Raw genomic sequence first — 12,727 nt, 5'->3', positions numbered from 1 at the left:
CCTTGCTCCAGTCTTCCGTGTTCTTCAAATATCCGTTGACATCGGTCTCGATGGTATTGCCGTTGAAGTCATAACTCATGATTCCCCCCAATTTTCAGAAAAAAATATGGCAAAAGTCGTTGGTTGCAATTAGAGAACGCAGATAATACAAAGCGCCGCGCCTTAATCCAAGACGGGCTTCACTTCCCGGATATCCTTATGCGGGATAAATAGCCCGCAACCCAATTTCCGGTTCGTGCCGAGACCCTGCTGCTGGAGCTTTACCGATTCCTCGACGGCAAGATCCGCCAACATCAGGCTGCGTGCGCGGATTGTCCGATCCGGCGTGGCAATGACATGTTCCATGCCACAAAGCATCTTTTTGGGGTGCACGCCCATCTTATGGAAAAGCGCCATGGCGTCCTGCAAAAAAACGGCTTCATCCGTGCCATCGCGCGTCACGATGTAGCGCGAAAAAAGCGTGGTAATCGTGCTGAGCGGCCTGACAACCAACTTTTCCACCCGCAGGGGCTTGCCGTCAATATCGAGCGTTTGACCCGTCAGTTTGCCGGCGTCCTCAATGCGGTGCTTCGGCAAGCGCAACGTCAGCTTGGTGCGGCGCGACAGATACAGCAGGGCATCGGCCTGTTCTGGACGCATCCAGCCGTTTCCGGACTCCGCCACGTGTATCGTGTGCAGACCGGCGCTGTCCTCTTCCGCAAACCACGGCAGGGCCCGCTGAATCGCCTGCGACAACGCATAGGCATGGTCCACTGGCAACGCGCGGCAGTCGATGCTGTAGACGACGTCCACGATGTCGTCGGGGACGGTGTAGCGTGCGTTATCCTTGGTTTCCTGCCAGTACATTTTCAATACAAAACAATTTCACAGAATTAACAGGATTAAAGCAGGATTAACAAAATTAAAACTAAAAAGATATGTAGGATTATTCCTATAAATCCTGAGAAATCCTGTTAATCCTGTCTATTGAACGGGCAACTTCGCCCGGATCGCGTCGCGATCGATCCACCATTCATCCTGCACCAGCACGTCCACCACGTTGCGCAGCCGCGGGAGAAACTTCGTGGGGTCCTCGAGTTCGAGTTTCTTGAACCATTGACTGAAGGCGCCCTGGTCCTTCACCTCGCTGTGCCGCCGCGCCACCGTGGCCAGGAGCTGATTGGTATAAAACATCAGGTCCTCGCGCACGCGACCTTCGGCGCGCAGATCGACGATATAATGCGCCACCGTCGCGGCTACGGCCGCGCCATCGGAATCCGGCGGGGTCTCGTCGACCACGTGCTGCAGCATTGCCACCGTCAACTCCGGATCCATCGGAAAGGTCACCGCCAGCCAGATGCCCTGCCCCAGCGCCGCCAGCGATTCCGGCTGATCGGACAGGAACATGATATCGCAGGCCTGGACCGCGCCTTCCCAGGCTTCGCGATCAATATAGATATCGAACGCCTCGCGGCCGGTTTCCCAGGCATCCTGCTTGTTTTCCAGCCGAATATGCGTGCGACCGATCTGCAACAGCAGGTCAGCGCGCGCGATCGGATCGTAATTGGGCGGCAGCTCCAGCATCTGGCGCCTGAATTCCTGGAGTTGGGCCTCCAGCAGTACGCTGGATTCGGCGACATCCTCGCCGCTGTCGGCACCACCCACGGATGGATCTTCTTTCAGGTATTTCATTTGAATATTCTCATTTGCCACAGGGGTCACAGAAAACTCAGAGAAAAATTCTCCAGCCGAGCGCCTGTGTGCTCTCGCGGCCGACAAACTATCTGGTCACGGAGTGGATGCCGACGAAAGCCCCTTCCAACCGGTCTTCCCAGTTGGCCGGCGTGTCCGGATAAGTCGGTTTGACATCGATCTTGAAGAACATCTCCGACTGCGCGCGGGTCTGCACCACCTCGAGCAACTGTTCGAATGTTTCGATATCGTGGTGTTGCAGGAGTACTTCGCTCAGATAAAGCATGACGTCAGCCGCTTATATCGCCCAGATTCGTGCCGTGAATTCGATCATAATAGCGCGCACGGTATACCAGTCTAGCGATTCCTTTGTCCATATCGTCCGTGAATCCCGTGCGGTTATGAAGGACATTGTTGCATATCAGACCTTGTCCTGGCGCCAGACGATGATGAAATACGTAACGCGAATCGCCGGCGAGCAGATTTTCCAGAAAGCGCACGGCTTCCTGCGTCAAGACGTCCTGCTTCCACAAGATCGAGCGTGTGCGTGCGGTATACCGCATGTGCAGGTTTCCCGCGGCATCCACGGAAAACACCGAACCAACCGAAGCCGCGCGCGTTTCCTCGCCCGATTCGGTATTGGCCGGAATGGTCATGGCTTCCGGCGCCATCAACACCTGGATGTAATCCGGATTGGCGTCACGCAGGAGGATATACACGATCTCATGATCCAGCAGGCTGTTTTCCCCGCCTTCGGCCGCGGGCGAGACACAGTGCAACACAAACGCGCGGATGAATGACTCGGGGCTGTTGTAATAGCCGTCCGTGTGCCACAACAGGCGGCGGTTGGAATACGGAATATAGCCACGCTGCGACTTGCCCGGCACCACCTGCAGCGACGTGATGCCGTCGTCGTCGGCGAGCATGTTGTTATCCAGACTCTGTAGCCCGAAACGCTCGCCGAGCGCACGTGCAATCGTCTTGTCCTCCTGACCGCCCACTTGGCTGGCATAAATGGCCATGTTGGTTTTCCGGCAGACGCGCAGAATGGCGCCTGCTTCGGCCTCCGTCAGGGCGCGCGGATCTCCGACTTCCACGATCAACGACTCCGCCGTCTCGGGATAGGCATGCAGTTTCTGCTCGCGCCAGCGGCGGTAAGCCTCCTTATCCTGCAAAGAAAATGGGTTCGCCCCTGTCATCGTTGGCGTGACCGTGGCGGGATGACTCAATGTGGTTCTCTCATAATTCGCTGCCTGCCCGTATACCCGTATGGGCATCCTGTCCTGATTTCCAACCGATAACCAGCTCCCGGTTTCTTCTGGGCGTAATTCGAGGGAAATTTCCCTTTGCTCTGCCGATCACAAAGCTGAATTCTAATGGAAACATTTAGTATTTTGAATCAAATAGTTGTACTATCTGCGCCCTATTGGCGGGGTCATTCACACCATTAATATATCTCTTTCGGGAGGGGTGCCGCGGTTTTAACTCTCTCTTACGAGTGATTTTTTTATTGTGGGTCCCGATTAGACTCAGCCACCGCAAAGCTGTATAGATAACTGCCTGTGTAGAGAGTGTTGCGGTTTCGATGAGTGAGTTGAAAACGTCCGCGGAACCAACGGGAGACAAACAATAGCAATGCTACGCATGAGTGCAGAAACGCGGTCTTTCACCGCCAAAGAGACATTGCCGGAAGACCGGAATATACATCAATCCTACGTGCAGGAGACAGCTTAAATGGCCCAGAACAAACCAAAGAATCCGGAAAAACACTCGACGTACGTTCCGAAAGAGAAGAAATCCACCAAGCCGTTTCACAAAACGCCCATGCTCGATCAGCTGGAAAACGGTCCGTGGCCCAGTTTCGTGACCGGCCTGAAGCGCCTGGCCCACGACAACAACATGATGGTCGATCTGCTGGGTCAGCTGGAATACTCATACACCACCCGCAAGGGCTACTGGAAGGGCGGCACGGTATCCGTGTTCGGCTACGGCGGCGGCATCATTCCGCGCTTCACCGAACTCATGGGCGCTGACGGCAAGGCCATGTTCCCCGAGTCAAAAGAATTCCACACGCTGCGCGTTCAGCCCCCCGCCGGCAATCATTACACCACCAAGATGCTGCGTCAGTTGTCCGACTCCTGGAAGAAATGGGGTTCGGGCCTGATTGCCTTCCACGGTCAGACCGGCAATATCATGTTCATCGGCACGACCAGCGAAAACACGCAGCACTTCTTTGACGAAATCAACAAGTACGGCTGGGACCTCGGTGGCGCCGGTCCGTGCGTGCGCACCGCCATGTCGTGCGTGGGCGCGGCGCGCTGCGAACAGTCGAACGCCAACGAGCAGAAGATCCATCGCACTCTGGTAAACAACTTCATCGACGACATGCACCGCCCGGCCCTGCCCTACAAGTTCAAGTTCAAGGTCTCGGGCTGCCCGAACGACTGCATGAACTCGATCCAGCGCGCGGACTTCGCCGTCATCGGCACCTGGCGCGACGACATGAAGGTCGACCAGAAGGAAATCAAGGCCTTCATCAAGAGCAAGAGCCGCAAATACGTCATCGACAACGTCGTGAACCGCTGTCCGACCAAGGCGCTGTCATTGAACGACGATGACACGCTCGACGTGGACAACCGCAACTGCGTGCGCTGCATGCACTGCATCAACGTCATGACCAAGGCGCTCAAGCCCGGTGATGACAAGGGCATCACCCTGCTCATCGGCGGCAAGCGTACACTGAAGATCGGCGACACCTTCGGCACCGTGATCGTCCCGTTCATGAAACTGGATACCGACGAGGATTACGAGAAGATCCGCGAGATCGCTGCCAACACCATCGACTTCTGGGCGGAGAACGGCCTGGAGCACGAGCGTTGCGGCGAGATGATCGAGCGCATCGGCCTCGTGAACTTCCTGGAAGGCATCGGTATCGAGGTCGATCCGAACATGATCACGCAGCCACGCACCAGTTCCTACGTGCGTTTGGACGAGTGGGATCAGGAAGCCGAGAAGTGGAAGAACCGCAAGCAACAGGCGGCCGGCTAATCGCGCCCCATTGACGGACGGGTCCGCCGAAGGTATTCAGGCGGACCCATTTTTCAACCGGATATAGACAAGTTACAGGTTTTTTTGGAGAGAACAGATTATGGCCCAAGCAACCACTGAAAAAGCGGCAACCCCCCGCACTCCTATCGAGTCCGGGTGCCCCGACGGCTTTCAGTACATGCATCCGTTGATGATCAAGAATTACGGCAACTGGAAATACCACGACCGCCCGCGTCCGGGCGTGCTGCACCATGTCGCCTATTCCGGTGATGAAATCTGGACCGTGCGCGTCGGCACCCAGCGCCAGCTCGGTCCTTACGAGATCGGTCTGCTGTGCGACATCATCGACAAATACGGCGAAGGCTACGTGCGCTTCACCATCCGCTCGAACATGGAGATTTCGCTTTCCAGCGCTGACAAGGTCGGGCCGATGATCAAGGCCTTCGAAGAAGCTGGCTACCCGGTCGGTGGCACCGGCAACTCGGTGACGATGATTTCCCACACCCAGGGCTGGCTGCACTGCGATATCCCGGGCACCGATGCCTCGGGCGTGGTCAAGGCGCTGATGGACGACCTCTATGAAGAGTTCGTCAAAGAGGACATGCCGAACCGCGTGCACATCACCACCTCCTGCTGCCAGATCAACTGCGGCGGCCAGGGCGACATCGCCATCAACGTACAGCACACCAAGCCGCCCAAGATCAATCACGATCTCGTGGCCAACGTGTGCGAGCGTCCCTCGGTCGTGGCACGCTGCCCGGTGGCGGCGATCCGTCCGGCCATCGTCAACGGCAAACCGTCGCTGGAAGTCGACGAAAAGAAGTGCATCTGCTGCGGCGCGTGCTTCCCGCCCTGCCCGCCCATGCAGATCAACGATCCGGAGCATTCCAAGCTCGCCATCTGGGTCGGCGGCAAGAATTCCAACGCGCGTTCCAAGCCGATGTTCCACAAGCTCGTGGCCGCGGGCATTCCCAACAACCCGCCGCGCTGGCCCGAAGCCGGTGCGATCGTCAAGAAAATTCTGCGCGTGTACAAGGAAGACGCCAAGGACTGGGAGCGTGTGGGCGACTGGGTGGATCGCATCGGTTGGCCGCGGTTCTTCGAACTCACGGAACTGCCGTTCACCAAGTTCCATATCGACAACTGGCGCGGCTCGCGTGCGAGCCTGAACGCCTCGGCGCATATTCGTTTCTAGTTTAATTCACCATAAGTAAATACTAGCTGCAACCGACGCCGGGCTATCCCGGCGTCGTTCCATAACCAAGGTCGACGGGGATTGACAGAGATCAAGGGGAACGATGATGAAGTTTGGTATTTTGGTCAACGAAGGCCCATACACGCATCAGGCGTCGGACACGGCGTACCTGTTCGCCAAGGCCGCGATCGAGAAGGGGCACAAGATTCACCGCGTGTTCTTCTATCACGACGGGGTCTACAACTCGAGCCGGCTCACCGAACCGCCGACGGATGACCGTCATATCGTTAACCGCTGGCAGAAGCTGGGAAAAGACCATCACATCGATCTGGTGGTGTGCGTGGCCGCGGCACTGCGCCGGGGCATCAAGGATGAAAACCTGCTGGAAGGATTCCGCATCTCCGGTCTGGGGCAACTGGTCGAATCGGGCATCCAGTCGGATCGCCTGGTCGTGTTCGGCGATTAACGGGAGGCACGAATGTCCGAAGCAACCGGCGGTATTGAGATGGAAGAAGACAGCAGCGGAAAAATAAAGAAGTTCCTGTACGTGAACCGCAAGGCGCCGTATGGCACGATTTACGCGCTGGAATCACTGGAAGTCGTGTTGATCACGGCGGCGTTCGACCAGGACGTGAGCCTCGCATTCATCGACGACGGCGTGTACCAGGTGGTCAAGGGCCAGCATACGAAGGGGATTGACGTTAAAAACTTCTCTCCGACCTATCGCGCGCTGGAGGGTTATGACATCGAGAAACTGTACGTGGAGAAGGAATCCATGGAAACCCGCGGCCTGAAGGAGAGCGACTTCATCGTGCCCGTGAAGGTGATCAGCGCCCAGGAAATGGGCGACCTCATGTTGACGCAAGACGTGATTCTGAGCTTTTAAGGGGATTAAGAGATGCTGCACACCGTGAACAAGTCGCCCACCGAACGCAACGCCCTGGAGAGCTGCCTCAAGTACCTCAAAAAGGGATCCGCCGTCCTGTTGATCGAAGACGGCGTGTATGGCGCGCTGAAGGGCACCGCGACCACCAAGATGGTCGAACAGACACTCAAGAGTTTCCCGATCTATGCGCTGTATCCCGATATCGAGGCGCGTGGGATGCAGGATCGGGTTATCGACGGCATCAAGCTGGTCGACTACAGCGGGTTCGTGGATCTGGTGGCGGAACATCCCACCGTCCAGGCCTGGCTTTGATATTTATCAATGACTTTAACCGACGAGGAGTACATACATGCCTATCACCGTAGCAGGTAAGACCATCGAAACCGATGAGGAAGGTTATCTTTCCAATCGTACCGATTGGAACGAAGAAATCGCGAAGGAAATGGCCAAGGCCGACAACTGCGATCTGTCGCCAAGCCACTGGGAAGTGCTCAACTTCCTGCGTGAATACTACGAGGAATATCAGATCGCGCCCGCCGTGCGCGTGTTGACCAAGGCGATCGGCAAGAAACTCGGCGCGGACAAGGGCAACAGCAAGTATCTGTATGAACTGTTCCCCTACGGCCCAGCGAAACAAGCGTGCAAATACGCCGGCCTGCCGAAACCTACGGGCTGCGTGTAAAAAGGTTGCCGGCTGGCTTGCCGGTTGATCTGTATCATGTCAGGGCCGCGGCGCCTGTACTACATTGGCGGTGCTGTGGACAGTAAAGTAGCGGGGTAACGATGTCAGCCGTGACACTGATTTACGCACTGCTGTTCTACTTGGCGACGGCTATCCTCGTCATCGGCGTAACGCGCAAGATCTTCATCTACGCGCGCACGCCGCAGCCGTTGAAAATCCCGACCACCCCGGCGCCGACCACCCGCGTCGGCGTATGGTTGCGCATGGCGCGTGAAGTCACGGTGTTCGAAAGCCTGTTCAAGGCGAACAAGTGGACTTGGCTGTTCGGCTGGGTGTTTCACCTCTGTCTGTTCGTAGAGCTGCTCTGGCACCTGCGCTATTTCACCGAACCCGTCTGGTTCTTCGTGCCGCTGCTGCAATGGTTCATCATATTCACCGGTTTTGGCATGGTCGCGGGCCTCCTGGGACTGTGGGGGCGCCGTTTTCTGGTGGACCGTGTGCGTTACATCAGCAATTTATCCGACCATCTGATGCTGGCGCTTCTGGTCGGCATAGGAGCCAGCGGTCTCTCCATGAAGTACCTGGCCCGCACCGATATCATTTCCCTCAAGGCCTTCTTCCGGGGCTTGATGACGTTCAACTGGCAACCGCTCCCGGCCGACCCCGCCCTGCTGGTGCATCTCACCCTGGTGGCGACGCTCATGATCGTGTTCCCGGTCAGCAAATTGCTGCATGCCCCGGGTGTGTTCTTCAGCCCCACCCGCAACCAGGTCGACAACTCTCGCGAGAAACGCTGGGTCGCCGGCTGGAGTGCGAAAATCGACAACACCAAGGCAGCGGGGGGCTAAAACGATGGCTGATATCGAAATACCGGTCCTCGGCGAATATCAGGTCATTCCCCGTATCAAGCGGGACACGATGGCCGGCTCCAAGCCGTACGTCGCGAAACCCGATATCCAGGCCGGCATGGGTTTCCCGAAAGAGTTGGTGCCGGACTGGGAAAACGTCGCCGTCAAGAAACTGGGCGATCTGGTCTCGCAATCGCGCGCGCTCCAGGTGTTCCTGGATTCGTGCGTGAAGTGCGGCGCCTGCACCGACAAGTGCCATTATTATCTTGGCACTTCCGATCCGAAAAATATGCCGGTCGCGCGCCAGGACTTGTTGCGCAGCGTGTACCGCCGTTATTACACCTTCGCCGGCAAATTCTTCCCCAAGCTCGTCGGCGCGCGCGACATGACCAAGGATGTACTCGACGAATGGTATAACTACTTTCACCAATGCTCGCAGTGCCGCCGCTGCTCGGTGTTCTGCCCTTATGGCATCGATACCGCCGAGATTTCGATGGCCGCGCGCGAAATCATGGACACCGTCGGTCAGGGCCAGAAGTATTGCAACGAAATCCTCGTCAAGGTCTACTCGATCGGCAACAACCTCGGTCTGCCGGGACCGGCGCTCGCCAACACGCTGGAGGGACTCGAGGAAGATGTCAAAGACGATACCGGCGTGGATGTGAAGTACCCGGTTGACGTCAAGGGCGCTGAAGTGCTGGTGGTCACCCCCTCGGCCGACTTCTTCGCCGAGCCGCATGTCGACGGACTCATCGGCTACGGCAAGGTGTTCCATGCCGCCGGCGTCTCCTGGACGCTTTCCTCGCACGCATCCGAAGCCGGCAACTTCGGCATGTTTATCGGCTCGAGCAAAGACCTGCACAAGGTCGCCAAGCGTATCCGCGAGGCGGCGCTGGACCTGGGCGTCAAGCGCATCGTCGTCGGCGAGTGCGGCCATGCCTGGCGCGTGGCGTACAGCTTCTGGAACACGCTCATCGGCCCGTTCGATTTCCTCGACCAGCGCTACCCGATACCGCAGCATATCTGCGAGTTCACCTATGACTTGATTCAGCGCAACGCGCTCAAATTCGACAAGAGCGCGAACGACGACAAGGTCGTCACTTTTCACGACTCGTGCAACGTGGCGCGCGCCTCGCGCATGGGCAAAATGCCGGGCGGTCAGTTCATCATCCCGCGCGCCGTGGTCAGGGCCTCGGTCAACAAGTTCTTCGACATGGCGCCCGAGACCATTTATGAGAGCACCTACTGCTGCGGTGGCGGCGGTGGGCTGCTCACCGACGAGCTCCTGGACCTGCGTATCAAGGGCACGGCCCCGCGCATGCAGGCGTTCAAGGATGTCGTCGAACAGCACGGTGTCACCCACATCGCCGCGATCTGCGCCATCTGCAAGGCGCAGTTCACCAAAGTCCTGCCCTACTACAAGTTCCCGATGGACACGATTCAGAGTGTTCACGGACTGGTCAGCAAGGCGATCCGGCTTGGCGCGGTAAACGAATAATTTTTTCACTGGCAAACTGTATCTAGAGACAGGAGATTCGCAATGGCAACTCCCGCAGACAAGACAAAAGAGGTTAAGCCCGGTTTAACCTTCCGGAAATTCAAGGACGGTGACCAGGAATGGCCTTCCTTTCAGTCGCGGATTTTCACCGCCGATGAAACCGACAAGTGCCCGACCTACGTGCACAAGACGCCTCCCTGTCAGGCGAGCTGCCCCTCGGGCGAAGACATCCGTGGCTGGCTCAATATCGTGCGCGGCATCGAGAAGCCGCCCAAAGAGGTAAAGTGGCAGGAGTACGCTTTCCTCCGCTCCACCGACGCCAACCCCTTCCCGTCGATGATGGGCCGCGTCTGCCCGGCCCCGTGCCAAACGGGATGCAACCGCAACGTGGTGGAAGACTACGTCGGCATCAATGCCGTGGAGCAATTCATCGGCGACTGGGCGTTGCAGAACAAGCTCGCCTTTAAACCCGCCGAACGCTCCACGGGCAAAAAGGTGGCCATCATCGGCGGCGGTCCCGCGGGCCTCGCGGCGGCCTACCAGCTGCGCCGCAAGGGGCACGCGGTAACGATGTTTGACGACCACGATGAGCTCGGCGGCATGGCGAAGTACGGCGTGCCGGGCTATCGCCTGCCACGCGAATCGCTGGATGGTGAAATCAATCGCATCGTTAACATGGGTGTCGAAGTCAAGCTCAAGACCCGGATCGGCGTGGATATCCCGATGAAGGATATTGAAAAACAGTACGACGCCGTCCTGTTCGCCATCGGCTGCAAGTCCGGTCGCGCACTCCCGGTTCCCGGCGCGGATGCGCCGAATTGCATCACCGGCGTGGCCTTCCTCGAAGCCTTCAACCAGGGGCGTCTCAAATCCGTGTCCGGCCGCGTGATCGTGATCGGCGGCGGCGACACCTCCATCGACGTCGCCTCGGTGGCACGCCGTCTGGGTTACATCAAGGAACTGGCCGAATCCGAACGTCCGGAATATGTCGTCATGGGCCAGACCGCGCATGACGTAGCGGTCACGGCCAAAAAGGAAGGCGCCGAGGTGTTGCTGATGTCGCGCCAACCGGTGGAGAAGATGAACGCCGCCAAGCACGAAATCGACGATGCCCAGCGCGAAGGCGTGACCATCCGCGGTTCGCTGCAGCCGGTGCAGGTCATCCTCGACGACAAGGGTCGCGCCAAGGCGCTGCGCGTGATCGAGATCGACTACTCCAGCGGTAAAGCGGTGGAGAAACCGGGTACGGAGAAGAACCTGGAGGCCGATCTGATCGTTTCCGCCATCGGCCAGATGGGCGACTTCCGCGGCATGGAAGAATTCAACAACGGCAAGGGCCTGATCAATGCCGACAAGTTTTATCAGGTGCCCGGCAAACCGGGCCACTTTGTTTGCGGCGACATCATCCGCCCGCATCTGCTCACCACCGTGATCGGCCAGGGCTCGATCGCGGCCGAAAGCATCGATCACTTCCTCAGCAAGCAGGACATGGGCAAGCGTCCCAAGGTGGACGTGCACCACTTCAATCTGCTCGCCAAGCTGCAGGAAGTCGGCCTGACCCCGAAGGAGTTCAAGCCGGACGGTCCGGAAAGCGAGCGTGCGATCGACCGCGGTCTGCGCGGCACATCGGAACAAGGCAAGGCCGTCGGCGGCTTCGCGGTACACAACTACGAAGACCGCTCGGAAGCCGAAGTGTGCCAATCTGACGAACTCTTCCTCGGGCACTTCCAGTATGTTCCGCGCCACCTGCGCACCGAGATGGTTCCCGACGCCAAAGAGGTGCTGGGGCACTTCAAGGAACGCATGCTCGGGCTGGAAGAAAAACAGACCGTGGACGAAGCCAAGCGCTGCATGAGCTGCGGCATGTGCTTCGAATGCGACAACTGCGTGATCTACTGCCCGCAGGTCGCGGTCAAACGCACGCCCAAGACCGAATCGACGATGGGGCGCTATGTCTACACCGATTACGATCTGTGCATCGGTTGTCATATCTGCGCCGACGTCTGCCCAACCGGTTACATCAAGATGGGCATGGGCGATCACTAGAGATCGCGAATGAAAAAGATCAGGTTAATGGTGTTTGGCGCCATGGCCGTCGCGGCGGCAAGTCTGCTGTCCGTCACGGCCGTGCTCGCATCCGAGACCGGCGGCGCGAAATCCGTCATCGGTCCGGTCGTGAAAATCTACAAGGGTGACAAGTGCGTTGAGCCGACGGAGGAGATGCGGCGCAACCACATGAAGAAGATACTGCATCAGCGCGATGAAACCATGCACAAGGGAATCCGCACGCAGAAATACAGCTTGAAAAACTGCGTTGACTGCCACGCCGATCCCAAGACCAACAGCGTGCTCGGCAAGGACGGATTCTGCGAGAGCTGTCATGTCTATGCCTCCGTCAGCATCGATTGCTTCAGCTGCCACTCCGCGGCGCCGGAAAAGAACGGACAACCGCCCAAGGCGGCGAACCCCGCCGGTCTACAGGAAAAGATGCGAACATCCATGGGCACCGTTAACGGGAATCAGCCATGAGCCTCAGCCGCAGAGAATTCATCGGCATCGGTGGCGCCGCCTTGGCCGGAATGGCGCTGGCGCCGGGCTTGCGTCTGGTTGAATTGGCGCGCGCCCGATCTCCCGAAGAAGCCGCCACCCGCCTGCAGCGCTGGGGCCTGCTCGTGGATATCGGCAAGTGCCATGACTGCAACGCCTGCGTCACCGCCTGCCACGAGGAAAACGGTGTCACGAGCCATGGCCGGCCCGCCACCGATGCCCAGTGGATTCGCAAAGTCGAGCTCAAGGACAAGCTGACCGGCTACGTCGAGACGCTTCCGGTCATGTGCCAGCACTGCGCGGAACCGCCGTGCGTGGATGTCTGCCCCACCGGTGCCTCGTTCAAGCGCAT

The 12,727-nt window shown here is 58.3% G+C and carries 15 protein-coding genes; 11 read left to right on the top strand and 4 right to left on the bottom strand.

Going from position 1 to position 12,727, the window contains the following annotated elements:
* Positions 1-162: 162 nt before the first annotated feature.
* From cas6 to ACC569_RS11685, 4 genes are all read right to left on the bottom strand, one after another.
* Positions 163-846, bottom strand: a complete 684-nt coding sequence (cas6, locus tag ACC569_RS11700; protein ID WP_372523712.1) for a type I-MYXAN CRISPR-associated protein Cas6/Cmx6 — start codon at positions 844-846, stop codon at positions 163-165.
* Between the two features lie 117 nt (positions 847-963).
* On the bottom strand, positions 964-1,671 hold the full coding sequence (locus ACC569_RS11695; protein ID WP_372523711.1) for a hypothetical protein: 708 nt from the start codon (positions 1,669-1,671) through the stop codon (positions 964-966).
* Positions 1,672-1,759: 88 nt separating this feature from the next.
* On the bottom strand, positions 1,760-1,957 hold the full coding sequence (locus ACC569_RS11690) for a sulfur relay protein DsrC (protein ID WP_372523710.1): 198 nt from the start codon (positions 1,955-1,957) through the stop codon (positions 1,760-1,762).
* Positions 1,958-1,961: 4 nt separating this feature from the next.
* Positions 1,962-2,900 (bottom strand): TauD/TfdA family dioxygenase, encoded by a 939-nt coding sequence (locus ACC569_RS11685; RefSeq protein ID WP_372523709.1) that lies wholly within the window; start codon positions 2,898-2,900, stop codon positions 1,962-1,964.
* 595 nt (positions 2,901-3,495) lie between these two features.
* On the opposite strand from ACC569_RS11685, the gene dsrA reads away from it, so the two are divergent.
* From dsrA to ACC569_RS11630, 11 genes are all read left to right on the top strand, one after another.
* The gene (gene dsrA, locus ACC569_RS11680; protein WP_372523713.1) at positions 3,496-4,719 is read left to right on the top strand and encodes a dissimilatory-type sulfite reductase subunit alpha; all 1,224 of its coding nucleotides are present in this window, start codon (positions 3,496-3,498) and stop codon (positions 4,717-4,719) included.
* A 100-nt stretch (positions 4,720-4,819) separates the two neighbouring features.
* Entirely contained in the window at positions 4,820-5,914 is a 1,095-nt protein-coding gene (gene dsrB / locus ACC569_RS11675; protein WP_372523708.1) for a dissimilatory-type sulfite reductase subunit beta, read from the top strand.
* A 106-nt stretch (positions 5,915-6,020) separates the two neighbouring features.
* Complete coding sequence (gene tusD / locus ACC569_RS11670; protein ID WP_372523707.1) at positions 6,021-6,380, top strand: sulfurtransferase complex subunit TusD; 360 nt, start codon at positions 6,021-6,023, stop codon at positions 6,378-6,380.
* A 12-nt stretch (positions 6,381-6,392) separates the two neighbouring features.
* Positions 6,393-6,800: a sulfurtransferase complex subunit TusC gene (gene tusC / locus ACC569_RS11665; RefSeq protein ID WP_372523706.1), complete on the top strand. Its 408-nt coding sequence runs from the start codon at positions 6,393-6,395 to the stop codon at positions 6,798-6,800.
* A gap of 12 nt (positions 6,801-6,812) precedes the next feature.
* The gene (gene tusB, locus ACC569_RS11660; protein ID WP_372523705.1) at positions 6,813-7,112 is read left to right on the top strand and encodes a sulfurtransferase complex subunit TusB; all 300 of its coding nucleotides are present in this window, start codon (positions 6,813-6,815) and stop codon (positions 7,110-7,112) included.
* 37 nt (positions 7,113-7,149) lie between these two features.
* Complete coding sequence (locus ACC569_RS11655; RefSeq protein WP_372523704.1) at positions 7,150-7,482, top strand: TusE/DsrC/DsvC family sulfur relay protein; 333 nt, start codon at positions 7,150-7,152, stop codon at positions 7,480-7,482.
* 101 nt (positions 7,483-7,583) lie between these two features.
* Positions 7,584-8,330: a respiratory nitrate reductase subunit gamma gene (locus ACC569_RS11650; protein ID WP_372523703.1), complete on the top strand. Its 747-nt coding sequence runs from the start codon at positions 7,584-7,586 to the stop codon at positions 8,328-8,330.
* 4 nt (positions 8,331-8,334) lie between these two features.
* Positions 8,335-9,828 carry a sulfate reduction electron transfer complex DsrMKJOP subunit DsrK gene (dsrK, locus tag ACC569_RS11645; RefSeq protein WP_372523702.1) on the top strand — a complete coding sequence of 498 codons (1,494 nt, stop codon included), beginning with the start codon at positions 8,335-8,337 and terminating at the stop codon, positions 9,826-9,828.
* Positions 9,829-9,870: 42 nt separating this feature from the next.
* Positions 9,871-11,874 carry an NAD(P)-binding protein gene (locus ACC569_RS11640; protein ID WP_372523701.1) on the top strand — a complete coding sequence of 668 codons (2,004 nt, stop codon included), beginning with the start codon at positions 9,871-9,873 and terminating at the stop codon, positions 11,872-11,874.
* A gap of 9 nt (positions 11,875-11,883) precedes the next feature.
* Positions 11,884-12,357, top strand: a complete 474-nt coding sequence (locus ACC569_RS11635; RefSeq protein WP_372523700.1) for a hypothetical protein — start codon at positions 11,884-11,886, stop codon at positions 12,355-12,357.
* A partial coding sequence (locus ACC569_RS11630) for a 4Fe-4S dicluster domain-containing protein (protein WP_372523699.1) occupies positions 12,354-12,727 on the top strand: 374 nt, incomplete at its 3' end. The genes ACC569_RS11635 and ACC569_RS11630, both read left to right, overlap by 4 nt.

The organism is Sulfuricaulis sp., assembly GCF_041499725.1.
Lineage (GTDB): Bacteria > Pseudomonadota > Gammaproteobacteria > Acidiferrobacterales > Sulfurifustaceae > Sulfuricaulis.
The sequence above is the reverse complement of the archived record's forward strand: the minus strand, read 5'-3'. Positions and strand labels throughout refer to the sequence as shown.